The following is a 26,091-nucleotide window of genomic DNA, read 5'->3' as shown; positions in this document are numbered from 1 at the left end:
TCAGGCTCTCTCGGTCATCGGATCACGGCCCTGCGTCGCGGGGTCGCGTTCGCGGGCGTCGCGTGCCGCGCGTCCGCGCGGGCCGTTGAAATATTCCTGCACCCACGGATGATCGAGTCGTTCGATCTCGTGCAGCGGCCCGACCGCGATCACGCGCTTCTCGGCCAGCACCGCGACGCGGTCGCAGATGGCGTACAGGGTATCCAGATCGTGGGTGATCAGGAACACGGTCAGCCCCAGCGCCTGCTGCAGCGTGCGCGTGAGCCGGTCGAAGGCGGCGGCACCGATGGGGTCGAGGCCGGCCGTGGGTTCGTCGAGGAACAGCAGCGGCGGATCGAGCGCGAGCGCCCGCGCCAGGCCCGCGCGCTTGCGCATGCCGCCCGACAGCTGCGACGGCAGCTTGTCCAGCGCATCCGGCGGCAGACCGGAGAGCTTCACCTTCAGCAGCGCGAGTTCGTACAGCAGCGATTCCGGCAGCTCTGGATGATGTTCCTTCAGCGGCACCTGCACGTTCTCGCCGACGGTCAGCGACGAGAACAGCGCGCCGTCCTGGAACAGCACGCCGGTGTTGCGCTCGATGTGCTGACGATCGGCATCCGCACGCGAACGACCGTCGACGCCCAGCACTTCGATCGTGCCGGCGTCCGGTTCGCGCAGGCCGAGGATCGAGCGCATCAGCACCGACTTGCCGCTGCCGGAACCGCCGACGACGCCGAGGATCTCGCCGCGGCGCACGTCGAGGTCGAGGTGTTCGTGCACGACCTGTTCGCCGAACTGGTTGCGCAGGCCGCGGACCTGGATGGCGGGTTCGTCGATGGGCGTCGTCATGGCGATGCCTTTTCCGCCGTGAGCAGCGGGTGCGCGCATTCGCGCTGCGGCACGATGACCGTTCGATGCGCGCGGATGCGGCGTGGCGCTCTCGCCATCCGTGTCCCATGCGAAGCGATGAACGCCCGGAATCGTTCCCGCGCTGGTGCGCGGGTCACTTTCTTTTCGAAAAGAAAGTGACCAAAGAAAACATGCAGGTCCAATTCGAACCTGCCGCCGGTGCTGCAACCGGAATTTTCCGATGAGGCATCCTGCCTCATCGGAAAACGACGCACCTCCTGTGCGCCGCCCTCCGGGTTTCCCGTTCCGGCATTCCACGCAGCGCTGGAATCGTCGTCGGGACGATCGGAGAAAAGAACTGCGGCTGGCGTATCGAGCGAGGTTTCCTGCGGCAGTCTCGCGGTGGGGCGAGGGATCAAGATCGGCAGGCCGATCTGCGAATGAATGCCATCCTGCAGAAGCATTGTGCTTGCCTTGGATGCGACTCGTCCCGACGACAATTCCGGTCCGGCATGCCGTCCTGGCAATGGAGACCCGGAGGGCGGCGCACAGGACGTGCGCCGTTTTTCGATGAGACATGGAGGTCTCATCGAAAAATCCCGACCACGTCGCCGTCGGCAGATGTGATCCGGCGCTGGAAAGTTTTCTTTGGTCACTTTCTTTGCGCCAAAGAAAGTGACCCGCGCGCCAGCGCGGAAAAGATTCCGGGCTTTCGCGGATGCATCGATGTCATGATGCCGGTCATGGCGGCGTCCGGGCAGCGCGTGGCATGGCGGGTCGATCAGTGCGGGATTCGCAAGAAGGTTCACGTCACCACCCCATGTGCATGAACCAGATCGCCGCGATCGCATCCAGCACGATCACCAGCGAAATGGTCTGCACCACGCTGGACGTGGTGCGTTCGCCCACCGACTGCGCGCTGCCGCTGACCTGCAGGCCTTCGAGGCAGCCGATCAGGCCGATGAGCAGCGCGAAGATCGGCGCCTTCGACAGCCCGACCAGGAAATGCCGCAGTTGCATCGTCTCGTGCAGGCGGTTGTAGAACGCCTGCGGCGGGATGTCGAGGTTGCTGGCGCTGACGAACATGCCGCCGAGCAGGCCGGCGAGCATCGCGATGAACGTCAGCAGCGGCAGCATCGTCATCAGCGCCAGCACGCGTGGGATCACCAGCAGGTCGACCGGATCGAGGCCGAGGGTGCGGATCGCGTCGACTTCCTCGCGGCTGACCATCGCGCCGATCTGCGCGGTGAACGCGCTGGCGGTGCGGCCGGCGAGGATGATCGCGGTCAGCAGCACCGCGAACTCCCGCAGGAAGGCGATGCTCACCAGTTCCACGACGTAGATCGACGCGCCGAAGTCGGCGAGGATGTTCGCGCCGAGGAAGGCGATGACCGCGCCGACGAGGAACGAGAGCAGGCCGACCAGCGGCACTGCGTCCAGGCCGACCTGTTCCATGTGGAAGACGGTGGCGGTCACGCGCAGCCGGCGCGGCTGCACGAGGATGCGGCCGAGCTTGACCAGCGTCTCGCCGAGGAAGCTGACCAGCGCGACCACTTCGCGGGCGTCGTGCTGCACGGCGCGGCCGAGGCGTTCCAGCGCGGCGGCGACGCCGTAGGTCTTCGTCGCCTTGGGGCGACCGTCGCGCACGTCCTCGATCGCCTGCACCAGCGCGCGATGGTCGTCGCGGAAGCGCAGCGCGTCGTCGTCGAGTCCACGCCGCGAGGCGAAGCGCAGCAGTTGCAGCACGCCCAGCGAATCCAGCCGGGTCACGCCGTCGGCGTCGAGGATGCGCACGTCCTCGGGCACGTCGCGCAGCGCATCGCCCACGGCCAGCGCGTGATGCAGCGTCCAGTCGCCGGACAGGCGCGCGATGGCGCCGTCCTGCGGGTCGCGTTCGATGCGCGGGAGGGCGGTGGCGGGCGGACTCATCGGTGGCTCGGGTCGGCGCGCATGCTCAGGGCGACGGTGCCGGGTCGACGGACGGCGCAGGCACGAGGGCGGCGTCCGGATGCGCGATCGCGGCCTGCCGCTGCGCGGCGAGGGCATCGACGCGCAGCGCCTGCGCACGCGGCGTCGGCGGCCGGTCGGAGACGGCTTCCAGCGCGGCGAGCGCATCGTCTGCGCGTCCGTCGGCCAGCGCGATCTCGGCCACCGCGATCGCCCGCGCCATCGGCTGATCCGCCGCGATCGTGTCGAGGTGTGCGTGCACGGCGGTGGCATCGCCGCGCGCGGCGGCGGCGCGCGCGGCCGCGATCCGCGCCTGGGTCGCGAACAGTGGATCCTGCGCCGCCTGCGCCAGCAGCGTTTCGGCCTGCGTCCAGCGGCCGTGATGCAGGGCGTCCAGGCCTTCGGCCAGGCGCATGCGCGATGCGCGTTCGCGACGCTGGCGCCACAGTCGCAGCGGCCAGCCCAGCACCTTCCACAGCAGCCATGCCGCGAATGCCGCGGCCAGCGCGATCAACGCCGCGCCGACCAGCGTGGCCTCGATCGTGGTGTCGAGGTAGCGCACCTGCACGAAGCCCGGGTCGCGCAGCAGGAACTGCGCGAGCACCGCCCCGGCGAGCGCCAGCAGCAGCCAGAACAGGAGGGTGCGGAAGAGGTTCATCGGATCGACCACATCCAGTATTCGCAGCGCGCTTCGGACAGATCGCAGAAGAATGCGTATTCGGCGCCTTCCTCCGAGTATCGCCAGAGGCTGAGCCGCTCCTCGCGGGCGTCGGCGACGATCTGGCGCCAGTGCCTGAAGGGTGAGTGCGGCGGCACGCCGCTGCGAACGCCTTGCATGAATCGTCCGGCCTCCGCAGGCAGGAAACGGAAGCTGCCGATGGAGTAATTCAGGTCGACATTGTTTTCGAGGTCGATGTCGCGCGTGGAGGGCGGCAACAGCTTGGCCGGCAGCCAGCCGCGGTCGTCGTAATCGGCGAGCGTATCTGCATGCGTTTCGACGGTGTTGAGGTCGCATCCGCACACTGCGAGCGCGCCGGTGACCATCGTGACGGCAGCGGCGACGGTGCGCATCACCCGCCCCGCTGCGTCCGCAGCACCTGGCGGGTGCTGCCGAGCGTGGGCAGGTCGGGCGACAGCGGCAGCGCCTGCAATTGCTTCAGCGTCGCGCGACGGGCGGCGAGCGCGGGCGAGGCGGGCCACAGTCGCGGCAGCCAAGAGTCGGCGCGGGCCAGCGCGGCGCGGTAGCCGGCGTCGTCGCGGCGTTCGATCGCGGTGCGCGCCAGCGCCAGTTCGAGTGCCAGCGCGGTGCGTGCGCTGCTGCGTTCCTGTGCGGACAGTGCGACCTCGCCGTCGCCGTGGCGCACCTGCACGAGTTTCGCGAGCACGCGTTCCCACCACGGGGCATGCGCGTCGGCCGGCGGCAGGCTGCCGGTGTGGGCTTCCTGCGGCAGCGCTTGCGCGAAGGCATCGAGCTGCGCCAGCGCGCTGCGTGCGGGGTCGGCCTTGAGGGCATCGAGCGCGGCGCGCTCCTGCGCCAGCGCCTGTTTGACGTTCAGGGCGTTGCTGCCGTCGACGCGGTCGAGCACTTCGGCAGCGAGCGCATAGGCGTGGCGCGCGCCATCGAGATCGCCCGAGAGCCGCAGACGTTGTTCGCCGAGGGTCAGCAGCAGTTCGGTTTCGTCCAGGCGCAACGCTTCTGCGCCGTGGCGGTTGGCGTCTGCGAGCTGCGTGACCTGCTGTTCCAGCAGCGCCGCGCGCTGGCCGACGCCGAGCAGTTCGTCGCGCAGCACGCGGTTGGTGGCGTCGGCCTGCTGAAGGCGCTGGGCGTGGCCGCGCACGTCGCGGCGCATGCCGTCGACCCGTGATTCCAGTGCATGCAGTTGCTGCGCCGCCTCGATCTCGGCCAAGCGCGCGTCCTCGTCGCGCCGGTGGTCGGCGTACCACAGCCACGCGCCGGTGCCGGCCAGCGCCAGCGCGATCACCCAGCCCCGGCCGCCGAGGGACGGCACCGGTGCGGCGGGCGCGGGCGGCGTGGCGACGGGAGCGGCGGACGTGGCGTCGACGGAAGCGGGCGGCGGGGGAGCGCTGTCGGTCATGGAGAAGGGTCGGCCGCATCCTCGGCGGCGCTGGCGGCATGGTAGCCGGATTGCATGTCGGTCGCGGCCAGCAGTTGCGCCGGTCGCGGCCCGGCGGCGATCCGCACGTCGGTGCAGCCGGCCTCTCGGGCGATCGCGGCCAGGCGTGCGCTCGCTGCGATCACGCGCGCACCGCGCAGGCGTGCGGCGACATCGTCGGGCACGGCGGCGAGCGCGTTCAGCAAGGCTTCGCCGCTGCTCACCGGCAGCCACGGCGGCGCGGTCGTGGCGCGCAGGCGGGCCAGCGCGGCGGGTGCGGGGGCGACGGTTTCGCGGGCGTACACGTCGGCGCGGTGCACGCGGGCGCCGCGCGACGCCAGCACCGGGGCGATGCGATCGCGTCCGCCCGGGGCGGTGAGCAGGCCGATGTCGCGGCCGCCGACGTCCGCCAGCACGGGCAGGGCGAGCAGGCCTTCGCTGTCCATGCGCTCGGGCGACAGCGGCGCGGCCACGCCGGCACGGCGCAGCGCGGCGGCGGTCGCGCTGCCGACCGCGCACCAGACCTGGCCGCGGCGCGTGCGCAGCGGCGCGAGGACGGCGGCGGCGCGCACCGCGGCGGGACTGGTGGCGATCACCACGTCCGCCGTCAGCGCCGCGCGCAGTGCATGGCGGGTGTCGGGATCGTCACGCACCGCGATGCGCCACGGCGACAGCGCGACCACGCGCAGGCCGCGGGCGGCGGCGGCGCGGCGCATCGCCGCGTGATCGCCGACCGGGCGCAGCGACACCACGAGGGGGCCGGGCGACGGCGGCGTGGCGTATCCTCGCGGGCGGTGACGGGGCGACATGCGACCAGCTTGGCCGCAGCCCCGGGCGCCCGCAAGCCGCGCGCCATCGCGTGGCCGCCGTCCTCCTCCTGCTTCCGCGATCGCCATGACCGACACCGACCGTGCCGCCGCGCTGCGTGCACTCGAAACCGAACTGCTGGCGATGCCGCCGGTCGCGGCGCTGGGGCTGCGGGTCGGCGCCGACGAGGGCGACGACCGCCTGCGCCTGCACGCGCCGCTGGCCGCCAACGTCAACGACAAGGGCTGCGCGTTCGGCGGCAGCCTGACTTCGCTGATGACGCTCGCCGGCTGGGCGCTGATCGTGCGCGCGCTGGCCGCGGCCGGTCTCGACGCCGAGGTCTACGTCGGTGCCAGCGAGGTCCGCTACCGCGCGCCGCTGTACGCCGATCTGGAGGCGGTGGCGATGCCGGCCGAAGGCGAGGCGTGGGACGCGTTCCTGCGCGCCCTGCGCACGACCGGCAAGGCCTGGTTGACGGTCGTTGCGGAAGTCCCGCTTCCTGAAGGCGGCGTGGCCGCGGAGAGCCGGTCGCGCTACGTGGCCGTGCGCAGGGGGTAGGATGCCCGCTGACCCTGCCGCCACCGTCCGGATGCCGATGTCTCGTCCCGCCACCGCTTCGCCGTCCCTGTTCGTCCGTGGCCTGCTGGTCGTCCTGCTGCTGTCGCTGGCCGGTGCGGCCTTCGCCGGCAAGAAGCGCGACCTGCTCAACCGCAACCAGTACGCCTACTCCGCCGCGATCCGCTGGGGCGATTTCGAGGGTGCCTGGAGCATGGTCGATCCCAAGATCCGCAAGGAGAAGCCGATGACCGACGCCGAATTCTCCCGCTTCGAGCAGATCCAGGTCACCGCCTATCGCGACCTGGCGACCATGCCCGGCCCGGACGAGGGCAGCGAACTGCGCGAGATCCAGATCGAGGTGGTCAACCGCAACACCCTGAGCCCGCGCACCGTGCGCTTCACCGAGGTCTGGCACTTCGATCCGGTGACCAAGAACTGGTGGATTGCCGGATTGCCGGATTTCTGGAAGGGCCTCTGAGGCCGGGACCCCCGGTCCCCGTCCCGCGGTTTTGCCAGCCGGGCCGCCGCGGGCGACAATGCCGCCCCCCGCGCGGCCGCCCGCGCCTCCGGATGCCTTGCCCGTGAATTCCACAGAACTGTGGGCTTTCGCCGCCCGCAACCCGATCTACAGCGTCGCCTTCGTCGTGCTGACGGTGGCCATCATCGCCAACGAAGTGATGCGCCTGTTCCGCGGCTACAAGGCGCTGGCGCCGGCCCAGGTCACCGCGCTGATCAACCAGGAAAACGCGCTGGTCGTGGACCTGCGTGCGCCGAACGACTTCCAGGACGGCCACATCGCCGGCTCCCGCAACGTGCAGATGAGCCAGTTCGACCCCGAGAACAAGCAGTTGGCGCCCGCGCGCGCCCTGCCGATCGTGCTGGTCTGCCAGAACGGCATCACCGTCAACGGCGCCGCCAAGCGGCTGAAGAAGGCCGGCTTCGAGCGCGTGCACATCCTCGACGGCGGCATCACCGCCTGGCGCCAGGCCGATTTGCCGCTGGTCAAGGGCAAGGGCTGAGCCCCGGGGCAGACTGCCGCCGGCGCCCGTCGCCGCCGGCCATTGCAAACCGGCACTCGGGCGCCCACATCCTTCCCGCCCGTCGCCGGCCCGGTGACCGCGCCGAGGTCCCGTCCGGGGCCCGCGTGCCATAATCGACCTCTTTTCCGCATTTCCTCCAGGAGCTCCCGTCATGTCCGAACCCGTCGCCAACGGCGCCGCCGCCGAAGCCAACGGCCCGACCTTCAGCATCGAGAAGATCTACGTCAAGGACGTCTCGTTCGAGGCCCCGGGTGCTCCGCAGGTGTTCAACGAGCAGGGCCAGCCGGCCCTCGAAATGAACCTGAACCAGCGCGTGCAGCGTCTCGCCGACAACCTGTTCGAGGTCGAGCTGGGCGTGACGCTGACCTGCAAGCTGGCCGACAAGACCGTCTATCTCGCCGAAGTGCGCCAGGCCGGCCTGTTCGGTCTCGCCGGCTTCGACGACCAGAACCTCGACGCGATGCTGGGCATCCATTGCCCGACCGTGCTGTATCCCTACGCCCGCCAGACGATCAGCGACCTGATCACGGCCGGCGGCTTCCCGCCGTTCCTGCTGCAGCCGATCAACTTCGAAGGCCTGTACGCCGAAGGCCTGCGCCAGCGTGCCGCCCAGCAGGGCCTGGCCGGCGCCGAGACCATCGGCAACGCCTGATCCGCGCGATCGGTCTCCCCGATTGACCGCCGCTGATCTCCGCGATCCGGGTGCCGGCATGACCGCCCGCCTCGATGCGCTCCCGGCCGTCGCCGTCCTCGGCGCCGGCTCCTGGGGCACGGCCTTGGCGGCGCTCATCGCCCGCCACGGCCATCGCACGGTGCTGTGGGGGCGTGACGCTGCCACGGTCGCCGCCATCGATGCCCGGCACGAGAATCCCCGCTACCTGCCGGGGATTCCGCTGCCCGACACCCTCCGCGCCACCACCGATCTGGCCGTCGCTCTCGACGGTTGCGATCTCGTGCTGGTGGTCGTGCCGTCCCATGCCTTCGCCGAGACCCTGCACGCGCTGGCGCCGCTGCGTCCCGCGCACGCGGGCGTGGCATGGGCGACCAAGGGCTTCGAGCCCGGTTCGGGCCGCTTCCTGCATGAAGTCGCCGGCGATCTGCTGCCGGATGGCGTGCCGCTGGCGGTCGTCACCGGGCCGTCGTTCGCCAAGGAAGTCGCGCAGGGCCTGCCGACCGCGTTGACCGTCCATTCCGAGGACGAGGCCTTCGCCCGCCAGGTCGCGGGCACCCTGCACGGCCCGTCGTTCCGCGCTTACACCGGCGAGGACATGCTGGGCGCCGAACTGGGCGGGGCGATGAAGAACGTGCTGGCGGTCGCCACCGGCGTCGCCGACGGCATGGCGCTGGGCCTGAACGCCCGCGCCGGCCTGATCACCCGCGGCCTCAACGAGATGTTGCGGCTGAACCTCGCCATCGGCGGCAAGGCCGAGACGCTGATGGGCCTCGCCGGCCTCGGTGACCTCGTGCTGACCTGCACCGGCGACCTGTCGCGCAACCGCCGGCTGGGCCTGGCGCTGGGCCGAGGTCAGTCGATCGCGGACGCCGTGCGCGAGATCGGCCAGGTCGTGGAGTCGATCCAGACCGCCGAGGAAGTGATGCGCCAGGCCGACCGCCACGGCATCGAACTGCCGATCTCCAGCACCGTCCGCGACGTGCTGAAAGGCGAGATCACCCCGGCCGATGGCCTCAAGCGACTGATGGCGCGCGAGCGCAAGCCGGAATACCCGCACGGGCTGTTCGGCGACTGAGCCGGACGGCCGCGGTGCAGCCGCCGCGGGTCAGCGCCGCACGTCCAGCCGGTCGTTGCGCACCACCGCCAGCACTTCCGCTTCGTCCACCAGATTGAAGTCGCCGGGCACGCTGTGCTTCAGGCAGGCGGCCGCCAGGCCGAAATGCAGGCTGTCGGCGTCGCTTCGCCCGGACAGCAGCCCGTGCAGCACGCCGGCGGCGAACGCGTCGCCCGCGCCGATGCGGTCCACGATGCCCGGGATCGCCAGTGTCGGCGCCGCATGCAGCGCGCCGTCGCGCGTCGCCATCAGCGCGCCCATGCTGTGTTCGTCCACGCTGTGCTGCGTGCGCACGGTCGTGGCGATGCGCGACAGGTGCGGGAATGCGGCGAATGCCCGCGCCGCCGCCGCCGCGAAGCGGGCGCCGGGTTCCTCCGCGGGCGTGCCTTCGGGCGCGTCGCCCAGCACCACGCCGATGTCGCGATGGTCGGCGAACGCCAGGTCCGCTTCGGCGATGAGCGTGCGCAGGATCTCCGCCGGATCGCCGTCCCAGGCGGCCCAGAGCTTCGCGCGGAAATTGCCGTCGAACGAGACGGTGGCGCCCGCCGCGCGCGCCGCCCGGGCGGCGGCGATCGCCGCGTCGGCGCTTGCGCGGCCCAACGCGGGTGTCACCCCGGACACGTGGAACAGCCGCGCGCCGCGCACCAGCGCCGGCCAGTCGTGGGCGCCCGCACCCGCCTGCGCGAAGGCGGAGTCGGCGCGGTCGTACAGCACTTCGCTGGGGCGCAGGCCGGCGCCGATGGAAAGGAAATACAGCCCCATCCGCCCCGGCGCGCGCCGTACCCGGTCGACGATCACGCCGTGCCGGCGCAGCTCGCCCAGCGCCGCGTCGCCGAGCGCGTTGTCGGAAACGGTGCCGACCAGTTCCGCCGGATGGCCGAAACGGGCGAGGGAAACGGCGACATTGGCCTCGGCGCCGCCGACGTGAACCCGCAGTTCCGGTGTCTGCAGCAGCCGTTCGCGGCCGGGGGCGGCCAGACGCAGCAGGAGTTCGCCGAAGCAGAGGAGTCTGGAGGTCATCGCGGGGCACCGGGTGGGGGTGGATGGCGGGGTGCTGCGCCGCAGCATGCATCCCGGCGGGTCTTTTGCTAGCGTTTGGCCAGCGGTGTCATTTTAGGTTCAGGTGCCATCATACCGCCGGAGAGCGGTGAAATGCCCGCGAATATTCCGACTGTTTCTTACGAGAGGGGAAGTCGATGCACGCGCATGCGGTTTCAAGAAAGACACCGGTTACCTTGCTCGCGGCGGCCATCGGCCTCGCGCTCCACTGCGCGGCATTGCCGGCGCTGGCGCAGACGGCGCCTGCTGCGGGCAATGCCGATGCGACGCCCGCCGGCGACCTCGACGAGGTCCGCGTGGTCGGCTACAAGGCCAGCCTGATCAAGGCGCTGGACGACAAGCGCGATTCGGCCGAGCAGATCGACGCGATCGTCGCAGAGGACATCGGCAAGTTCCCCGACCAGAACCTGGCCGAATCGCTGCAGCGCCTGCCCGGCGTGTCGATCGATCGCGATGCCGGCGAAGGCCGCTCGATCACCGTGCGCGGGCTCGGCGCCGACTTCACGCGCGTCCGCCTCAACGGCATGGAGGCACTGTCGACCACCGGCGGCACCGACAGCTCCGGTGGCACCAACCGCGGCCGCGGCTTCGACTTCAACGTCTTCGCGTCCGAACTCTTCAGCAACCTCACCGTGCGCAAGACGCAGTCGGCGGAGATCGACGAAGGCTCGCTCGGCGCCACCGTCGACCTGCGCAGCGGCCGCCCGTTCGACTATCGCAAGTTCACCGCCACGGCCAGCGTGCAGCAGAGCTACAACGACCTGTCCGGGTCGTGGGATCCACGCTTCGCCGGGCTGATCAGCAACACCTGGGCGGACGGTCGCGTGGGCGCTGCGCTGTCGCTGGCCTACAGCAAGCGCGGGATGATCGAGGAAGGTTTCAGCGCGGTGCGCTGGGAGCCGACGTCGGCCTCCGGCGGCTTCTGCAGCCCGGTCGGCGTGACGCCGGCCTCGACGGCGCCCGGTTCCAGCGCCGCCAACTGCGCCACGGGACTGCCGCGTCCGGCCAACACGCCGGCCAACGTCGCCGCGTACAACACCGCGATGGCGCCGGGGACGTTCGCGCCGCGCCTGCCGCGCTACGGTCGCCTGACGCACGAACAGGACCGCACCGGCCTGACCGGCAGCTTCCAGTTCCGCATCAACGACGACACCGTCGTCTCGGTCGATGCGCTGTACTCGAAGCTCAAGGCGACGCGCCAGGAAGACTTCCTCGAAACCATTTCCTTCAGCCGCACCGCCGCGCAGGGCGGCAAGCCGCAGACCGAGGTCGTGTCCGCCGAAGTGGACGAACACGGCAACCTCGTCTACGGCGTGTTCAACAACGTCGACGTGCGCTCCGAATCGCGCTTCGACCGGCTGGAGACCACGTTCAAGCAGATCGGCGTGGATCTCTCCACCCGGCTCGGCGAGAAGCTGACGATGTCGGCGCAGGCCGGCATGTCGTCGTCGAAATTCCGCAATCCGGTGCAGACCACGGTCACCCTCGACCTGCAGAACGTCGACGGCTATTCGTGGGATTTCCGTGGCGACGATCGCACGCCGGCGATCACCTATCCGTTCGACGTGAGCAATCCCTCGGCCTGGCAGTGGATCAGCAGCCCGGCCGCGAACTCGACCGGCTCGGAGATCCGCATCCGTCCGCAGGGCGCGGACAACACCTTCGACAACGCGAAGGTCAGCTTCACCTACGACCTCACGCCGACCTCCGACCTGAAGTTCGGCTTCGGCTGGAAGGAATACGGCTTTGACACCTTCGAATTGCGGCGCGCCAACGAAACACGCGTGCCCGGGTTGCCGGCGGGCGTGACCGTCGCCGACATCGCGCGCACCTTCAGCGGGTTCGGCGCGGGCCTCGGCCAGCCCGGCGGCAACGCGCGCGGCTGGGTGCTGCCGAACCTCGGCGCCATCGCCAGCCTGTTCAACATCTACTGCAATTGCGATCCGACGCCGGGCACCGCCGGCGACGGCGACGACTTCCGGCTCGGCGGCATCACCGTTGGCAACGCACGCGGCAACAACTTCGGCGTGCGCGAGACCGACCAGGGCGGCTTCGTGCAGTACGATTTCGACACCGACTTCGTCGGTCGCCGCCTGCGCGGCAACCTCGGCCTGCGCTATGCCTCGACGTCGGTGGAAGCCACCGGCTACCTCGCCACCAACAACGGCACCAAGGTCGTCGTGGAGAACGACTACAACGACCTGCTGCCCTCCGTGAACCTCGCTTGGAATCTCACCGACGACTTCGTGCTGCGCTTCGGCGCGGCGAAGGTGATGGCGCGTCCGCAACTGCCGAACCTCAACCCGGGCGGCACCGTGAACACCACGCTGCGCACGATCACCACCGGCAATCCGATGCTCAAGCCGTTCCGCGCGAAGACCTACGACCTCGCGGCCGAATGGTACTTCGGCGAGGATTCGCTGCTGGGCGTGGCGCTGTTCTACAAGGACATCGACACCTTCATCCAGACGTTGCGCGAGACGCGGCCCTACGACACCACCGGCCTGCCGCTGGAATTGCTGACGCCGGTCGGCCTGCCGGCCGACACGCCGTTCGACATCACTTCGCCGGTGAACACCCCGGGCGGTCCGCTCAAGGGCTTCGAGATCAACTACCAGCAGCCCTTCACCTTCCTGCCCGGCTGGGCGAAGGGCTTCGGCGTGCAGCTGAACTACACGCACGTCGCGTCGACGATCCGCTACGCGATCTCGCCGACCAGCAGCCTGTACGTCGACGCGGATCTGGTGAACCTCTCGCCCGACGCCTACAACGCGACGCTCTACTACGACAGCCGCAAGTTCAGCGGCCGTGTGTCGGCGTCGTACCGCGACGATTACCTGCAGGTCGTGCCCGGCCGCAACAGCAACGACGTGGAAGGCAAGCGCGCGACGTTCAACGTGGACGCGTCGTTCACCTACAACGTCAACGACCACCTCGCGCTGACCCTGGAAGGCATCAACCTGACCGACGAATTCAACGACCAGTTCGTCGATGACTCGGCGGATCGTGCGTCGGTGTACCACCATACCGGGCGGCAGTACTACGTCGGTGCGCGCTACAACTTCTGATCACGCGTGGCGTCCGTCGATGCGGTGCGCCGCGGTGCGTCGCATCGACCGTCTTCCGCAACCCGCCGGCCCGGACGCCTCCTCCTCCGGCGCCGGCTTTCCGGGAGCCTTGGCCGGTCGTCTTCGTCCGTCTTGCGGGATGGACAGGGCGGTCCGGCCATTTTTTTCGGGGATGGCGTGGCTGCTGCTGGCGTTCGCGTCCGCGATGCATGCCGCCCCGGCCGGTGCAGAAGCAGGCGGTTGCGTGCGCGACTGCGCGGGCTACCTGCGCGACAACGTGCCTGCCGAGCCGCTGGACGAAGCCCGCATCGCCGGTGAATCAGCACCGAAACGCGAGGCCTATCGCGCCCATGTCGAGACGTCGAGGCGCGCAGGCGCTGCCGATCGCGCCGCGCTGCGTGCCGAGCGCACGGGTCTCGTCGCGATCCCGCACCCGCGCGCGGAGGATTCGCACGGTGTCGATACCATGCCGCTCGATCGCGCACCGTCGGCCTACGCCGATGCCGCGAGCCTCGCGATCGCGCGGGTGATCCTGAGTTACCAGATTCCTTCCGGAGGCTGGGGCAAGAACATGCGTCGTGACGGCCCGGTGCGGCAACGCGGCGAGTCGTGGGTGGCGGACGAGATCGATCCGGACGGCAAGCGCGGGGCCGATTGGCATTTCGTCGGCACGCTCGACAACGGTGCGAGCACGACGGAGCTGCGTTTCCTGGCGAAGGTGCAGCGCGTGCAGCCACGCGATCGCGCGCGATTGCGCGCCGGCATCGTGCGAGGCATCGACTGGCTGCTGGCCGCACAATTTCCCGACGGCGGCTGGCCGCAGGTCTACCCGCTGGCGGGCGGCTACGCCGATGCGGTGACGCTCAACGACGACGCGATGCTGTCGGCGGTGCGGCTGCTGCACGACATCGGTCGCGACCGCGACGGCGACTTCGCATTCATCGACGCCCCGCGCCGCGCGCGGGCGGCGGATGCGGCGGAACGCGGCATCGCGTGGTGGGTCGCGCACCAGGTCGTGATCGACGGCCGGCGCACGCTGTGGGCGCAGCAGCACGATGCGCTGACCGGCGCGCCGGCGCCGGCGCGCGCGTTCGAGATGCCCGCGCTGGCGACGCACGAGAGCGCGGGCGTGCTCCGTTTCCTGATGACGCTGCCCGATACAAACGACGACGTGCGCGCGGCGATCCGCGGCGGCGTGGATTTCCTGCGCGCGACGCGGATCGCGGGCTGGCGCTGGCGCGATGGTCGTCTGATCGCCGATCCCGACGGTGCGCTGTGGGCGCGCTTCTACGCGCCCGATCGTTTCGTGCCGGATGCCGCCGTCGTCGAGGCGCGCGCGCAGGCGTTGTTCGGCGATCGTCCGGAGCCGCACGGCAGCGTGGCCTACGGGCTGGTGTTCGACACGGTGGCTTCGGTGTCGGAGGAGCGTCGCCGCGGCTATCGCCAGTACGACGCGCGCGGCGAAGACGTGCTTGCCGAGTGGCCGCGCTGGATGGCCCGGCATCCGCGCTGAAATGCGTGCGTGAGGCTCAGAACGTGCCGCGCTGCACGAACGGTGCGCGTTCGTAGAGCAGGCGTTCGCCGCGGCGTGGATCGTCTTCGACGGTCGATGCAACGTCGAAGCGCATCGTCGCGCGCCGTGCCAGATCGTAGCGCGGCCATGGCGGCAGGCCCACGTGGTTCGGATCGCCGTGGCGCGCAAGTGCGATGAGCATGTCGCGCATTGCATCGGCGACGCGCTGCGCATCCGCGCCATCGCCGGTGCGCGAGCCCGGCTGGCGGATGTTGTCGAACACCAGCGGGATGTCGAGCGTGTGCATCGCGCCCCAGCGGCCGCCGTCCAGCGGCGACGCGAAGTCGAGTTGGTAGGCCCACGTCGGCGCGCCCTGGCGCGCGCGCGCCTCGCACTCGAGCAGCGCGCCGCGCCAGGCGCGACCCGCGGTGGTAGCGGCGAAGAAGATCTCCGACGGCGTGGCATCGGGGCGCAGCCGTCGGTATTCGGCGATCACCGTGTCCACTGGCAGGTCGACGTATTGCTGCCGGCGCAGCGCATCGCGCAGGGTGTTCCAGTCGAGCCGCAGGTTCGCCGGATCGCCGGCGAGGAAGGCGCGCGTCTCGTCGCGGGTGTTGCCGATCACCATCGGGATCGATGCCGACTGCGGCGGTGCGTCGGGATGGAACGGGTGTCGCGGCAGCGTGTCGCCATCCAGCACGGGACCGAAGTACAGCGCCATGTCCTCGGTGCGCGACGGATCACGCAGCGTCGTCGCGGCCGCGAGCAGGGTGGCCGCGGGCAGCGCGCACAGCGCGTCGAGCCGGTCCGGCGCGATGCCCAGCGCATCCAGCAGCAGGCGCGCCCGCTGCGCCGCCGCGCGCGGGCCGGCGGCGGTGACCTGCTGCCCGCTCATCGTCAGCGCGCGATGGAACAGGCCCGCGGCGGCGGGTATCGCCATCAGCGTGGCGATCTTGGCGCCGCCGCCGGATTGCCCGAACACGGTGACGTTGCCGGGGTCGCCGCCGAATTCGGCGGCGTGTTCGCGCACCCAGTGCAGCGCGGCGATCAGGTCGAGCTGGCCGGCGTTGCCCGATGCCGCGAAGCGCGGATCGAATTCGCCGAGATACAGGTAGCCGAAGGCGTTGAGCCGATGGTTGAGCGTGATCACGACGACATCGCCGCGGCGGCACAGCCGCGTGCCGTCGTACAGCGGATCGCTGCCGGCGCCGGTGTTGTAGGCGCCGCCGTGGAGGTAGACCAGTACCGGTCGCCGCGCACCGTCGCGCAGCGCGGGCGTCCACACGTTGAGGAAGAGACAGTCCTCGCTGCCCGGGCCGAGCGCGCCCGCCTGCGGTGCGGACGCGCCGAAGGTCGTCGCGTCACGCGTGCCGCGCCACGGGCGTTCGGTGCGCGGTGCGCGGAAACGCACCGGGGCGGTGTCGTCGCCGTAGCGCAGGCCGAGGAAGGCCAGCACGTCGGGCCGATCGGCCTCGCGCAGGCGGCGTCCGCGTACACGGCCGCTGCGCGTGTGCGCGAGCGGTGCGGGGGCGTTCGCGTGGCCGTGTGCGCGAGTGACGAACGGCAGTGTCGCGCCCAGCACGGCGACGCCGAGTGCGCCCGCACCGGCGATGGCCAGCCGTCGTCGCGCGGGGGCAGGCGCGTCGTCGTGCCCGTCGTCGTGCGCGGGATCGTCCATGTCGCGTGCCGTCAGCGCAGCGGTTCGCGGCGCGGCAGCGGCTTCTTCGGCTCCATCGTGTCGAGATTCCAGTCGGTGTCGACGAACGCCTGGTGCGTCTCCGCCACCACCGGATAGCCGCCGACCTGCTGTTCGCTGTCGATCACGTGGCCGCGGCCCTCGATCGTGTCGGCGAGGATGCGGCGGTCGATGTCGTCGCGATCCCATGGCCGCGCGCCGACGTCGGCAACCACGGCGTCCTGCACGTCGGCGGCGGCGATCGGCACCACGCCGAACGGCAACGACGGCGGCGTCTTCAGCAAGCGCACGCTGGCGCGCGCGGTGCTGTAGCGGCCCATCATCGGCAGCGGCTGGCCGATGCGGTCGACGGCGAGGTTGTCGTGGAGGTACAGATCGAGCCCGCCCGAGCCGCCGAACATGAAGAATGCCGCCTGCTGCGGCGTGTCGGGCCCGCCGCGCATGACGTTGCCGATCAGCGTCAGCCGGCCGTCCTCGTACGGATGGCCCTGCCATTCCTCGGCGATGAGGTTGTAGTGCACGGCGCGCTGCCCGGGGTTGTAGATCAGATTGTTCACCACGACGCCCTGCGTGCCGCCCTTGAACAGCGGGCTGCGCTCGTTGTTGTGTGCGTAGAGGTTGCCGACGATGAGGATGTCGCGCGCGTTGTCGTGGATCAGCGATCCCTTCGAGTGCTCGCCTTTGCGATGCGTGGCGTTGGCCAGGCCTTCGGCGATGAGATTGCGGCTGAAGGTGATGCGATGCGACGTGGTCTCGCGCCATTCCGCCGCGTTCGCACCGCCGAAGCGGGTGCCGGAGGCCGACAGGTTCTCGTCGGTGGCCCAGGTCAGCGAGCAGTGGTCGACGATCACGTCGTGCGCGCCGCTGACGGTGGAGATCGCGTCGAAATCCTCGCCCGCATGCTTGGGCTGGCCCGCTTCGCCGGGACGGATGCGCAGGTGGCGCACCACGACGTCGTGCGTCGCGATGTCGATGCCGCCGCGGATGAGGGTGATGCCCGGTTGCGGCGCGGTCTGGCCGGCGATGGTGAGGTAGGGCTCCCTGATCTTCAGCGTCTTCACGCCGAGGTCGATCACGCCGCCGACCTCGAACACCACGATGCGCGGGCCGGTTGCGTTCACCGCTTCGGCGAACGAGCCCGGTCCTTCGGCGGCGAGCGTGGTGACCCGCAGGATGCGTCCGCCGCGCCCGCCCGGCGTGTGCGCGGCCTCGCCCATCGCGCCGGGGAAGGCGATGGCGGACGTTTCGCCGCGATCGGCGGCGGATGCGGCGATGCCGGCGCCCGGCAGGACGGCCAGCACGGACGCGATGAGGGCGGACAGCAGCGGGTGTCGGATCATGCCGGGTCTCCGGGGAAGGGCCTATGGTGCCCGGAGGATTGTCAATGACACCGGTTTCCTATACAACACCCCCGACAAGACCCGGGTGTCCGGGCGGACGGGATCGAGGCAGGCATGGGCGACGACGGCGAGAGCTGTGAAATCGCGCGACGGCTGGTGATGGCGCGCCTGCGCGGCGAGGCGCAGCCGGTGTATCCCGGCGCGCGCCCGCAGACGCTCGACGCCGGCTACGCCATCCAGGACGCGGCGCTGGCGCTGTGGCCCGGGGCGCTGGCGGGCTGGAAGGTCGGCCGCATCCCCGACGGCTGGCGCGAGCGGTTGGGCGAGGAGCGTCTGGTCGGCCCGATCTTCGCCGATGGGGTGAGTCACGCGCGGCTTGGCCAGAGCGCAGCCTTCCCGGTCATCCGTGACGGCTTCGCCGCGGTGGAGGCGGAATTCGTGTTCCGGCTGGGCGCCGATGCGCCGCCGGGCAAGCTCGACTGGACCGACGACGACGCGCTCGCGCTGGTCGACGAGCTGCGGGTCGGGGTCGAACTCGCCGGCAGTCCGCTGCCGCGGATCAACGATCTGGGGCCGGCAGTCGTGGTGTCGGATTTCGGCAACAACGCCGGGCTGGTGCTGGGCCATGCCGTACCCGGCTGGCGCACCCGCATCGGCGCGGGCGAGCAGGCGCTGCGCTGCACGACCGAGATCGAGGGCGTGTGCGTGGGTGAGGGCGGTGCCGGCGAGATCGTCGGCGGGCTGGTGGCCGCGCTGCGCTTCGCGCTGGCACGCTGCGCCCGTCGCGGGCTGCCGCTGCGCGCCGGGCAATGGGTGTCGACCGGTGCGGCCACCGGCATCCACGAGATCCTGCCGGGGCAGTCCGCGCGGGTGTCCTTCCCCGGCATCGACGCGCTGCACGTGACGGCGATCCTGGCGATGCCGAGAATCCCCGCATGAACACGGGCTCCAATGGCACGGGCTTCAACGGCATGGGCTTCGATCCGCGCCGGCGGCGCATGCTGCAGGGGCTGTGCGCCGCCGCCTCGGTGCCGGCGCTCGCGGCCGTGGCCGGCGATGCCGCCGCGATGTCGGCCGAGGGCGTGCTCACCGCGACCGACGTGCATCCGAAGGACTATCCCACCGTCGCCGCGGTGCGCTGGTTCGGCGAGACGCTGGAACGCGAGACCGGCGGACGCCTGCGTCTGCGGCTGTATCCGTCGGGCCAGCTCGGTTCGGAATCCGATGCGCTGGCGATGGCGCGCTACGGCGCGATCGACTTCACCCGCGTCTACACCGGCGCGCTCAACAACGCCTTTCCACTGACGCGCGCGCTGTGCATGCCCTTCGCCTTCGACTCGAAGGCGCACCAGCGTCGCGTGCACGACGGTCCGGTCGGCGCCGAGGTGCTGCGTGGCTTCGAGGCCCGCGGCCTGGTCGGGCTGGCGCTGTACGACAGCGGCCCGCGCTGCTTCTACAACACGCGCCGGCCGCTGCATCAGCCGCACGATCTCGCCGGCCTGAAGATCCGCGTGCCGCCGTCGGACATCTTCATCGCACTGGTGCGCATGCTCGGCGGCAATCCGACGCCGCTGCCGCTCGGACAGGTGTTTTCCGCGCTGGAGACGCACCTCATCGACGGCGCCGAGAACAACATCCGCAGCTTCCATTCGAGCCGGCATTTCGAGGCCGCGCACTACTGGTCGGAGAGCGGCCATTCGTACGCGCCGGACGTGCTGCTGATGTCGCGCAAGCGCTTCGATGCGCTGTCTCCGGAAGACCGCGCGCGGGTGCTGGAGATCGCGCGCGCTTCGGTCGGGGTGATGCGTTCGCTGTGGGACGCGTCCGAGGCCAAGGCGCGCCAGGCGCTGGTCGATGCCGGCGTACGCATGAACGCGGTCGATGTCCACGCGTTCCGCGAGGCCGCCGCGCCGCTGGTGCGCTCCCTGCTGCAGGACGCCCGCATCCATTCGCTGCACGACCGCATCCGCGCGCTCGCGGACTGAGAGGGAACCGAGCATGTCGACATCCGATGCCGAAGCCGGGGCCACGGCGCCCGCGTCGCCGCCGCGCCCGCGCGACTGGGCCGACGCGCTCGCGGGCGTGACCGTCGCCATCGCCGCGACCGCGCTCGTCGCGCTGGTCGCGGTGCAGGGCTGGCAGGTCTTCGCCCGGTACGTGCTCAACGATTCGCCGAGCTGGATCGAGCCGGTCACCGTCGCGTTGCTGACCACGGCGATGGCCTTCGGCGCCGCCGCGGGCGTGCATGCGAACCGGCATTTCGCCTTCACGCTGCTGGTCGGCGCCACGGCCGGGCCGCTCCGCATCGGCGTCGTCGCGCTGCAGAAAGCGGTGATCGCCCTCATCGGCGGCACCGTGGCGTGGTGGGCGACGCGGCTGTTCCTCGACGGCCTCGACGTGCATGCCGCGGGCGCGCCGCTGCCGGAGACGCTGCCGTTCGCGCCGGTGGCGCTGGGCGCGCTGTGCATGACCTTGCTCGCGATCGCGCAACTGCTGCGGATCGTGTCCGGAAGGGAGGCGTCCTGACATGGCGATCGCGATCCTCTTCGGCGTGTTCGCGCTGCTGCTGGCGTTCGGTGTGCCGGTCGCGTTCGCGCTCGCCGCCGCGGCGCTCGCGGCGATGGCGGTCGTCGACCTGCCGCCGCTGGTGCTGGTGCAGCAGATCACGGCCGGTGCCGGTTCGCCGTCGCTGGTGGCGATTCCGTTGTTCATCCTTGCCGGCGAAATCATGATGCGCGGCGGCATCTCCGAGCGCCTGATCGCGCTGGCCAGTGCGATGGTCGGCCGCGTGCGCGGCGGCCTCGGTCAGGTCAGCATCCTGTCGTCGCTGTTCTTCGGTGGCGTCTCGGGGTCGGCGATCGCCGACGTCTCCGCGGTCGGCGGCGCGATGATCCCGCAGATGGTGCAGCGCGGTTACGCCCGCGACTATGCGGTCAACGTCAGCATCAATGCCGCGCTGGTCGCGCTGCTGGTGCCGCCGTCGCACAACCTCATCCTCTACTCGGCCGCGGCCGGCGGCAGCGTCTCGATCATCGATCTGTTCGCCGCGGGCCTGGTGCCGGCGCTGCTGATGACGGTCGCGATGATGGTCACCGCCTACGTGCTGGCGCGCCGCGCCGGCTACGGCACCGAGCCCTTCCCCGGCGTGCGCGCGCTGCTCGCGCGCTTCGTCTCCGCGCTGCCCGGACTGTTGCTGGTGGCGCTGATCTTCTTCGGCATCCGCGCCGGCATCTTCACCGCGGTCGAAAGTGCGGCGATCGCGGTGCTGTACGCGGTGGCGCTGGCCGCGCTGGTCTACCGCCGGCTGGGCTGGCGCGAACTCGCGGCGACGCTGGCGCACGCCGCGCGCACTACCGGCACCATCCTGTTCGTCATCGCCGCCGCGGCCGCGTTCGGCTGGATGCTGGCCTACCTCGAAGTGCCGGCGGCGACCGTCGATGCGCTGCGCTCGGTGGCGCACGACCGCACCACGATCATGGCGCTGGTGGTGCTGGTGCTGGTACTCCTCGGCATCTTCATCGACCTGGCGCCGAAGATCCTGATCGCCACGCCGATCTTCCTGCCGGTGGTGAAGGCCTGCGGCATCGATCCGCTGCAGTTCGGCGTGGTGCTGATCCTCGCCGGCGGGCTGGGACTGGTGTCGCCGCCGATCGGGTCGGTGCTGTTCGTCGGCACCGCCATCGGCCGCATCAGCATCGGCGAGACCCTGCGCACGATCTGGCCGTTCTGGCTGGCGGCGCTGCTGGTGCTGCTGTCGGTGGCGTTCGTGCCGGCCCTGTCGCTGTGGTTGCCCGCGGCGATGAAGTGACCGGGCTGTCCACCGGGGACATCGCGGCCGGCAATCGGGTCATAATCGGGCCATGACCCCGTCGCCCCCCGCCAGCAAGCGTCCGCGCGAGCCGAAGCCGCCCGTGCCGGGCAAGGCCACCATCAACGACATCGCGCGCCTGTCCGGCGTGTCGAAGAAGACCGTCTCGCGGGTCATCAACGATTCGCCGCTGGTGAAGCCCGACACCCGCGCCCGCGTGCACGCGCTGATGCGCGAGTACGGCTATGCGCCCGATCCGCAGGCGCGCGGGCTGGCGTTCCGCAAGTCGTTCCTGGTCGGGCTGGTGTTCGACAACCCGACGGCGCAGTACATCGTCAACATGCAGTACGGCGTGCTGGACGCGCTGCGCGATACCGGCTACGAGCTGGTCGTGCATCCCTGCGACAGCAAGAGCGAGGGCTACATCGACGGCATCCGCCGGTTCGTGCTGCAGCAGAAGCTGCACGGCGTGATCCTGATCCCGCGTGTGTCGGAAGACCAGGCGCTGGCCGATGCGCTGCGCGCGATCGACTGCCGCTACGTGCGCATCGCCTCGGTGCCGTTCGACGAGCCCGGGCGCATGCTGGTCACGCAGGATCGCATCGCCGGCGCGGAAGCGGCGAACTACCTGGAATCGCTGGGCCATCGCCGCATCGGCCTGATCACGGGCCCGCGTCGCTATCGCTCGGCGATCGAACGCGGCGACGGCTTCCTCGATGCGCTCGGTCGGCGCGGGATCCGGCCGCCGCCGGACTGCATCTACGAAGGCGGCTACACCTTCGAGTCCGGCGTCGCCGGCGCGGAACAGCTGCTGGCCCGCGCCGACCGCCCGACCGCGATCTTCGCCTGCAACGACGAGATGGCCGCGGGCGTCTACAAGGTCGCACAGCGCATGGGCATTTCCATTCCCGGCGAGTTGTCCGTCGTCGGTTACGACGACAGTCCGCTCGCGTCGCAACTGTGGCCGGCACTGAGCACGATCCGCCTGCCGGTGCGCGACGTCGGTCGCCAGGCCGCATCGCTGCTGCTGGCGCCGGACCCCGGCAACGCCGTGACCGTGCCGGCGTCGGTCACCCCGCATCTCGTCACCCGCGACTCCTGCCTGCCGCCGCAGGCCGGCTGATTCCTTTTTCGTGCATGCCGCCGCGGGTCGTGGCCGCAACTTTTGGTAACCGGTGTCAATTCGGCGAAAACCCCGCTATGATCCCGGCGTCCGATCCGAGGGGCCGCCCCATGTTCGAGAAGACCATCCACGCCTGCCATCCCGATTCCATGGCCGGCGCCAGCAACCAGCAGTTGCGCGAGCGCTACCTGATCGACGGTCTGTTCGCCGCCGACGCGATCCGCCTGCACTACACCCATTACGAACGCATCGTCGTCGGCGGCGCCGCGCCGGTGCATTCCACGCTTTCGTTGCCCGTGCAGACCCAGCCGGCCTCCGCGGCCGGCAAACCCTTTCTCGAACGCCGCGAACTGGGCGTGGTGAACGTCGCCGATGGCGACGGCACCGTGACCGTCGACGGCGTCGCCTACGTGCTGAAACCGAAGGACGCGCTCTACGTCCCGATGGGCAGCGCCGACGTCACCTTCGCGTCCGCCGATCCGGCGAATCCCGCGCGTTTCTACCTCTTTTCCACGCCGGCGCACGCGCGCTTCGAGACGACGCACATCTCGATCGCGCAGGCGGTGCCGCTGGAGCGCGGCGCGCTGGAGACCTCGAACGAACGCACGATCTACCAGTACATCGTTCCGGCGACGTGCCGCTCGTGCCAGCTGCTGCTCGGCCTGACCCTGCTCAAGCCCGGAAGCGTCTGGAACACGATGCCGCCGCACCTGCACGACCGCCGCTCCGAGGTCTACTTCTACTTCGGCCTCGGCGACGACCAGAAGGTGATGCACTTCATGGGCGAAACGGCCGACATGCGCCATCTCGTCATCGGCAACGAGGAAGCGGTGGTGTCGCCGCCGTGGTCCATCCACATGGGCTCGGGCACGCGCAACTACGGCTTCATCTGGGCGATGGGCGGCGAGAACCTCGATTACACCGACATGCAGCAGGTCGACATCTGCCAACTCAAGTGAGGCGCGCATGAGCACCGCTTTGTTCGACCTGACCGGCAAGGTCGCGCTGATCACCGGCGGCAACGTCGGCCTGGGGCAGGGCATCGCGTTGGCGCTGGCCGAGGCCGGCGCCGACATCGCTGTCGCCGGCATCTCGCCTGCGACCGACACCGCCGCGCAGGCCCGCGCGCTGGGCCGTCGCTGCATCGAGATCGAGGCCAACCTGGCCAGCCTCGAACCGATCCCGCGCATGATCGAGCGCACGCTCGACGCGTTCGGCCGCTTCGACATCCTCGTCAACAACGCCGGGCTGATCCGCCGCGCCGACGCGGTCGATTTCAGCGAACAGGACTGGGACGACGTGATGAACGTGAACATCAAGTCCGCGTTCTTCCTGTGCCAGGCTGCCGGCCGCCACTTCATCGCGAACGGCGGCGGCAAGATCGTCAACGTCGCCTCGATGCTGTCGTTCCAGGGCGGCATCCGCGTGCCGTCGTACACCGCCAGCAAGTCCGGCATCGCCGGCATCACCCGGCTGCTCGCCAACGAGTGGGGCGCGAAGGGCGTGAACGTCAACGCGATCGCGCCCGGCTACATGGCCACCGACAACACCGCCCAGCTGCGTGCCGATGCCGAGCGCAGCAAGGCGATCCTCGACCGCATCCCGGCCGGGCGCTGGGGCGTGCCGGCGGATCTCGCCGGCGCCGCGGTGTTCCTCGCCAGCCGTGCCAGCGACTACGTCAACGGCGCGATCCTCCCCGTGGACGGCGGCTGGCTGGCGCGCTGATGCCGTTCCTGCGCCTCGCGCTCGCGTCGTGCCTGTGGCTGGCGTGCGCGTGCGGCGTGCACGCCGGCGACGGACCGCGGCGGGTGTTCGTCGCCGGTGATTCCACCGCCAGCGACTACGGCCCGGAGCGTGCGCCGCGCGAGGGCTGGGGCATGCGTCTGCAGGCGTTGCTCGACCCCGCCGTCTGGGAGGTGCGCAACCACGCCCGCAGCGGGCGCAGCGCGCGCAGCTTCACCGAGCAGGGTTGGCTGGATGGCATCGATCGCGACCTGCGCGCGGGCGACGTGCTGCTGGTCCAGTTCGGTCACAACGACGAGAAGATCGAGGATCCCGCGCGCTACGACGAGCCGGTCGAGGCCTTCCCCGCGTGGCTGATGCGCTACGTCGCGCTGGCGCGCACGCGTGGCGCGACGCCGATCCTGATCACGCCGGTGGCGCGGCGGAAATTCGATGCGCAGGGACGCCCGCTGGACACGCATGGCGCCTACGCCGCGTCGGTCCGCACGCTGGCCGCGCGCGAACGCGTCGGCCTGATCGACCTGGACGCCGCCAGTCGGGCATGGCTGGCGACACTGGGTGATGTGCCGTCGCGGGCCTATTTCATGCATGTCCCCGAACGCCGCAGCCCGGACCAGGCGCAGGCGGACGACACCCATTTCCGCGACCGCGGCGCCGAGGTCGTCGCCTGCCTGGTGGTGACCGGCTGGCGTGCGCTCGATTCGACCCTGGCGACCCCGCTGCCGCCCGGCGCCGACTGCGCCGCTCGCTGAGCGATTGCCCCGCCCCTCATTCACCTGCCCGGAAACGACGATGCCCCCGGAAGGCCGGGGGCATCGCGGTGCGGGCCGGACGGTGCCGGCCGCGGGGCGCGTCAGAAGCTGGCGCGCACGCCGACCGTGTACTGCGAGGTCAGGTCGCCGAATTCGCCTTCGGCCACGACGCCCCAGGTCTCGTTGACGACGAACTGGCCGCCCAGCGTGCCGCTGAACTCGCTGTCGTAGTCGCTGCCGTTGACATAGTTCGCCTTGATCCAGCCTTCGAAGTTGTTGCCGAAGGCGCCGCGCAGGCCGATCGAGGCCTTGGTGCCGTCGAAGTTGTCGCGGTAGGCCGAGGAATCCAGCTCGATGTGCTGGAAGCCCAGTTCGGCGGTGAAGTCGGCGTTGTCGAAGACGGTGTGGCGGTAGCCCAGGCCGACGTGCGACTGGCGGGCGTTGATGTTGCTGGGCAGGTCGCTGTTGCGGGCCCAGGCGTAGCCGCCGTAGACGTACAGGTCGTCGGTCAGTTCGAGCGAGGTGCGCACGCCGGCGCCGTCGAAATCGAAGCTGTCGGTGCCCAGGTTCGGGCTGTCGACCACGATGCGTTCGACGTCGCCCTGGATGTAGGTGTAGCCGCCCAGGCTGTCGCGGGCGGACGCCGCGAACGGCAGGCAGGCCAGCACGAGCGCGGCCGCAAGATGCTTCTTCATGAATTTCCCCATTGCCGGTGGTGTCGCCGGCGTGGCCGGCGGTTGCGGTGGTGTGCCCGGGCCTGGGCCCGGTGCGGCCTGCCAGTGTACCCAAGCCGCGCCTGAATGCGCAGCCGGGCCGCCGGGCGCGGGACCGGAAGCGCGACGGTGGCCCCGGAACGCGAACGCCCGGCCGGAGCCGGGCGTCGCGGGTGTCTCGCAGGCGGGTCGCTT

General features: G+C 70.6%; 26 protein-coding genes. 15 read left to right on the top strand and 11 right to left on the bottom strand.

What is annotated here, in order from left to right:
* The 7 genes from ACT53R_RS15465 to ACT53R_RS15435 form a co-directional block, all read right to left on the bottom strand.
* Positions 1-828, bottom strand: a complete 828-nt coding sequence (locus ACT53R_RS15465) for an ABC transporter ATP-binding protein (RefSeq protein ID WP_476172798.1) — start codon at positions 826-828, stop codon at positions 1-3.
* On the bottom strand, positions 825-1,292 hold the full coding sequence (locus tag ACT53R_RS15460; protein ID WP_476172797.1) for a hypothetical protein: 468 nt from the start codon (positions 1,290-1,292) through the stop codon (positions 825-827). Before ACT53R_RS15460 ends, ACT53R_RS15465 begins: the two co-directional genes overlap by 4 nt.
* Before the next feature lie 346 nt (positions 1,293-1,638).
* The gene (locus ACT53R_RS15455; RefSeq protein WP_476172796.1) at positions 1,639-2,757 is read right to left on the bottom strand and encodes an ABC transporter permease; all 1,119 of its coding nucleotides are present in this window, start codon (positions 2,755-2,757) and stop codon (positions 1,639-1,641) included.
* Between the two features lie 25 nt (positions 2,758-2,782).
* Positions 2,783-3,433: a heme biosynthesis HemY N-terminal domain-containing protein gene (locus ACT53R_RS15450; protein WP_476172795.1), complete on the bottom strand. Its 651-nt coding sequence runs from the start codon at positions 3,431-3,433 to the stop codon at positions 2,783-2,785.
* Positions 3,430-3,846, bottom strand: a complete 417-nt coding sequence (locus ACT53R_RS15445; protein WP_476172794.1) for a YbbD-related protein — start codon at positions 3,844-3,846, stop codon at positions 3,430-3,432. The genes ACT53R_RS15450 and ACT53R_RS15445 overlap by 4 nt, the downstream gene beginning before the upstream one ends.
* Positions 3,846-4,871 carry a uroporphyrinogen-III C-methyltransferase gene (locus ACT53R_RS15440; RefSeq protein ID WP_476172793.1) on the bottom strand — a complete coding sequence of 342 codons (1,026 nt, stop codon included), beginning with the start codon at positions 4,869-4,871 and terminating at the stop codon, positions 3,846-3,848. The genes ACT53R_RS15445 and ACT53R_RS15440 overlap by 1 nt, the downstream gene beginning before the upstream one ends.
* Positions 4,868-5,698, bottom strand: coding sequence for a uroporphyrinogen-III synthase (locus ACT53R_RS15435; protein WP_476172792.1), 831 nt, complete (start codon positions 5,696-5,698; stop codon positions 4,868-4,870). The genes ACT53R_RS15440 and ACT53R_RS15435 overlap by 4 nt, the downstream gene beginning before the upstream one ends.
* A gap of 85 nt (positions 5,699-5,783) precedes the next feature.
* Here ACT53R_RS15435 and ACT53R_RS15430 point away from each other — a divergent pair, with 85 nt between their 5' ends.
* The 5 genes from ACT53R_RS15430 (at position 5,784) to ACT53R_RS15410 (ending at position 9,042) form a co-directional block, all read left to right on the top strand.
* Entirely contained in the window at positions 5,784-6,254 is a 471-nt protein-coding gene (locus tag ACT53R_RS15430) for a YiiD C-terminal domain-containing protein (RefSeq protein WP_476172791.1), read from the top strand.
* A gap of 37 nt (positions 6,255-6,291) precedes the next feature.
* Positions 6,292-6,732: a hypothetical protein gene (locus ACT53R_RS15425; RefSeq protein ID WP_476172790.1), complete on the top strand. Its 441-nt coding sequence runs from the start codon at positions 6,292-6,294 to the stop codon at positions 6,730-6,732.
* Positions 6,733-6,835: 103 nt separating this feature from the next.
* Positions 6,836-7,273, top strand: coding sequence for a rhodanese-like domain-containing protein (locus ACT53R_RS15420; RefSeq protein WP_476172789.1), 438 nt, complete (start codon positions 6,836-6,838; stop codon positions 7,271-7,273).
* 172 nt (positions 7,274-7,445) lie between these two features.
* Positions 7,446-7,946 (top strand): protein-export chaperone SecB, encoded by a 501-nt coding sequence (gene secB / locus ACT53R_RS15415; RefSeq protein ID WP_476172788.1) that lies wholly within the window; start codon positions 7,446-7,448, stop codon positions 7,944-7,946.
* Between the two features lie 58 nt (positions 7,947-8,004).
* Entirely contained in the window at positions 8,005-9,042 is a 1,038-nt protein-coding gene (locus tag ACT53R_RS15410) for an NAD(P)H-dependent glycerol-3-phosphate dehydrogenase (RefSeq protein WP_476172787.1), read from the top strand.
* A 30-nt stretch (positions 9,043-9,072) separates the two neighbouring features.
* Here the strand turns inward: ACT53R_RS15410 and ACT53R_RS15405 are convergent, their stop codons facing one another.
* On the bottom strand, positions 9,073-10,101 hold the full coding sequence (locus ACT53R_RS15405) for a sugar kinase (RefSeq protein WP_476172786.1): 1,029 nt from the start codon (positions 10,099-10,101) through the stop codon (positions 9,073-9,075).
* Positions 10,102-10,277: 176 nt separating this feature from the next.
* Between ACT53R_RS15405 and ACT53R_RS15400 the strand changes: the two genes are divergently transcribed.
* Together ACT53R_RS15400 and pelA are read left to right on the top strand one after the other, a co-directional pair.
* A complete protein-coding gene (locus ACT53R_RS15400; protein ID WP_476172785.1) occupies positions 10,278-13,208 on the top strand; it encodes a TonB-dependent receptor in 2,931 nt (976 codons plus the stop codon).
* 172 nt (positions 13,209-13,380) lie between these two features.
* Positions 13,381-14,721 carry a pectate lyase gene (pelA, locus tag ACT53R_RS15395; RefSeq protein WP_476172784.1) on the top strand — a complete coding sequence of 447 codons (1,341 nt, stop codon included), beginning with the start codon at positions 13,381-13,383 and terminating at the stop codon, positions 14,719-14,721.
* Positions 14,722-14,737: 16 nt separating this feature from the next.
* On the opposite strand, the gene ACT53R_RS15390 is transcribed toward pelA, so the two are convergent.
* Together ACT53R_RS15390 and ACT53R_RS15385 are read right to left on the bottom strand one after the other, a co-directional pair.
* Complete coding sequence (locus ACT53R_RS15390) at positions 14,738-16,399, bottom strand: carboxylesterase/lipase family protein (RefSeq protein ID WP_476172783.1); 1,662 nt, start codon at positions 16,397-16,399, stop codon at positions 14,738-14,740.
* Positions 16,400-16,410: 11 nt separating this feature from the next.
* Positions 16,411-17,757: a pectate lyase family protein gene (locus ACT53R_RS15385; protein ID WP_476172782.1), complete on the bottom strand. Its 1,347-nt coding sequence runs from the start codon at positions 17,755-17,757 to the stop codon at positions 16,411-16,413.
* A gap of 114 nt (positions 17,758-17,871) precedes the next feature.
* Here ACT53R_RS15385 and ACT53R_RS15380 point away from each other — a divergent pair, with 114 nt between their 5' ends.
* From ACT53R_RS15380 to ACT53R_RS15345, 8 genes are all read left to right on the top strand, one after another.
* Positions 17,872-18,696, top strand: a complete 825-nt coding sequence (locus ACT53R_RS15380; protein ID WP_476172781.1) for a 2-keto-4-pentenoate hydratase — start codon at positions 17,872-17,874, stop codon at positions 18,694-18,696.
* A 32-nt stretch (positions 18,697-18,728) separates the two neighbouring features.
* The gene (locus ACT53R_RS15375; protein WP_476172886.1) at positions 18,729-19,742 is read left to right on the top strand and encodes a TRAP transporter substrate-binding protein; all 1,014 of its coding nucleotides are present in this window, start codon (positions 18,729-18,731) and stop codon (positions 19,740-19,742) included.
* A gap of 13 nt (positions 19,743-19,755) precedes the next feature.
* Positions 19,756-20,283, top strand: coding sequence for a TRAP transporter small permease (locus tag ACT53R_RS15370; RefSeq protein WP_476172780.1), 528 nt, complete (start codon positions 19,756-19,758; stop codon positions 20,281-20,283).
* A 1-nt stretch (position 20,284) separates the two neighbouring features.
* A complete protein-coding gene (locus tag ACT53R_RS15365; RefSeq protein WP_476172779.1) occupies positions 20,285-21,565 on the top strand; it encodes a TRAP transporter large permease in 1,281 nt (426 codons plus the stop codon).
* A gap of 52 nt (positions 21,566-21,617) precedes the next feature.
* Complete coding sequence (locus ACT53R_RS15360; protein ID WP_476172778.1) at positions 21,618-22,688, top strand: LacI family DNA-binding transcriptional regulator; 1,071 nt, start codon at positions 21,618-21,620, stop codon at positions 22,686-22,688.
* A gap of 110 nt (positions 22,689-22,798) precedes the next feature.
* Positions 22,799-23,647: a 5-dehydro-4-deoxy-D-glucuronate isomerase gene (kduI, locus tag ACT53R_RS15355; protein ID WP_476172777.1), complete on the top strand. Its 849-nt coding sequence runs from the start codon at positions 22,799-22,801 to the stop codon at positions 23,645-23,647.
* A gap of 7 nt (positions 23,648-23,654) precedes the next feature.
* Positions 23,655-24,413 carry a 2-dehydro-3-deoxy-D-gluconate 5-dehydrogenase KduD gene (kduD, locus tag ACT53R_RS15350; protein WP_476172776.1) on the top strand — a complete coding sequence of 253 codons (759 nt, stop codon included), beginning with the start codon at positions 23,655-23,657 and terminating at the stop codon, positions 24,411-24,413.
* Complete coding sequence (locus ACT53R_RS15345) at positions 24,413-25,183, top strand: rhamnogalacturonan acetylesterase (RefSeq protein ID WP_476172775.1); 771 nt, start codon at positions 24,413-24,415, stop codon at positions 25,181-25,183. The genes kduD and ACT53R_RS15345 overlap by 1 nt, the downstream gene beginning before the upstream one ends.
* A gap of 101 nt (positions 25,184-25,284) precedes the next feature.
* Here ACT53R_RS15345 and ACT53R_RS15340 read toward each other — a convergent pair whose 3' ends face one another.
* A complete protein-coding gene (locus tag ACT53R_RS15340) occupies positions 25,285-25,878 on the bottom strand; it encodes an outer membrane beta-barrel protein (protein ID WP_476172774.1) in 594 nt (197 codons plus the stop codon).
* Positions 25,879-26,091: the final 213 nt, after the last annotated feature.

This window comes from Lysobacter sp. DMC104, assembly GCF_056313665.1.
Note: the sequence above shows the minus strand (reverse complement) of the source record. Positions and strands in the feature narration are given on the sequence as shown.

Coding starts and splice junctions, on each gene's coding strand:
- ACT53R_RS15465 (WP_476172798.1), bottom strand. CDS start 828: ATGACGACGCCCATCGACGAACCCGCCATCCAGGTCCGCGGCCTGCGC.
- ACT53R_RS15460 (WP_476172797.1), bottom strand. CDS start 1,292: ATGCTTCTGCAGGATGGCATTCATTCGCAGATCGGCCTGCCGATCTTG.
- ACT53R_RS15455 (WP_476172796.1), bottom strand. CDS start 2,757: ATGAGTCCGCCCGCCACCGCCCTCCCGCGCATCGAACGCGACCCGCAG.
- ACT53R_RS15450 (WP_476172795.1), bottom strand. CDS start 3,433: ATGAACCTCTTCCGCACCCTCCTGTTCTGGCTGCTGCTGGCGCTCGCC.
- ACT53R_RS15445 (WP_476172794.1), bottom strand. CDS start 3,846: ATGCGCACCGTCGCCGCTGCCGTCACGATGGTCACCGGCGCGCTCGCA.
- ACT53R_RS15440 (WP_476172793.1), bottom strand. CDS start 4,871: ATGACCGACAGCGCTCCCCCGCCGCCCGCTTCCGTCGACGCCACGTCC.
- ACT53R_RS15435 (WP_476172792.1), bottom strand. CDS start 5,698: ATGTCGCCCCGTCACCGCCCGCGAGGATACGCCACGCCGCCGTCGCCC.
- ACT53R_RS15430 (WP_476172791.1), top strand. CDS start 5,784: ATGACCGACACCGACCGTGCCGCCGCGCTGCGTGCACTCGAAACCGAA.
- ACT53R_RS15425 (WP_476172790.1), top strand. CDS start 6,292: ATGTCTCGTCCCGCCACCGCTTCGCCGTCCCTGTTCGTCCGTGGCCTG.
- secB (WP_476172788.1), top strand. CDS start 7,446: ATGTCCGAACCCGTCGCCAACGGCGCCGCCGCCGAAGCCAACGGCCCG.
- ACT53R_RS15410 (WP_476172787.1), top strand. CDS start 8,005: ATGACCGCCCGCCTCGATGCGCTCCCGGCCGTCGCCGTCCTCGGCGCC.
- ACT53R_RS15405 (WP_476172786.1), bottom strand. CDS start 10,101: ATGACCTCCAGACTCCTCTGCTTCGGCGAACTCCTGCTGCGTCTGGCC.
- ACT53R_RS15400 (WP_476172785.1), top strand. CDS start 10,278: ATGCACGCGCATGCGGTTTCAAGAAAGACACCGGTTACCTTGCTCGCG.
- pelA (WP_476172784.1), top strand. CDS start 13,381: ATGGCGTGGCTGCTGCTGGCGTTCGCGTCCGCGATGCATGCCGCCCCG.
- ACT53R_RS15390 (WP_476172783.1), bottom strand. CDS start 16,399: ATGGACGATCCCGCGCACGACGACGGGCACGACGACGCGCCTGCCCCC.
- ACT53R_RS15385 (WP_476172782.1), bottom strand. CDS start 17,757: ATGATCCGACACCCGCTGCTGTCCGCCCTCATCGCGTCCGTGCTGGCC.
- ACT53R_RS15380 (WP_476172781.1), top strand. CDS start 17,872: ATGGGCGACGACGGCGAGAGCTGTGAAATCGCGCGACGGCTGGTGATG.
- ACT53R_RS15375 (WP_476172886.1), top strand. CDS start 18,729: ATGGGCTTCGATCCGCGCCGGCGGCGCATGCTGCAGGGGCTGTGCGCC.
- ACT53R_RS15370 (WP_476172780.1), top strand. CDS start 19,756: ATGTCGACATCCGATGCCGAAGCCGGGGCCACGGCGCCCGCGTCGCCG.
- ACT53R_RS15365 (WP_476172779.1), top strand. CDS start 20,285: ATGGCGATCGCGATCCTCTTCGGCGTGTTCGCGCTGCTGCTGGCGTTC.
- ACT53R_RS15360 (WP_476172778.1), top strand. CDS start 21,618: ATGACCCCGTCGCCCCCCGCCAGCAAGCGTCCGCGCGAGCCGAAGCCG.
- kduI (WP_476172777.1), top strand. CDS start 22,799: ATGTTCGAGAAGACCATCCACGCCTGCCATCCCGATTCCATGGCCGGC.
- kduD (WP_476172776.1), top strand. CDS start 23,655: ATGAGCACCGCTTTGTTCGACCTGACCGGCAAGGTCGCGCTGATCACC.
- ACT53R_RS15345 (WP_476172775.1), top strand. CDS start 24,413: ATGCCGTTCCTGCGCCTCGCGCTCGCGTCGTGCCTGTGGCTGGCGTGC.
- ACT53R_RS15340 (WP_476172774.1), bottom strand. CDS start 25,878: ATGAAGAAGCATCTTGCGGCCGCGCTCGTGCTGGCCTGCCTGCCGTTC.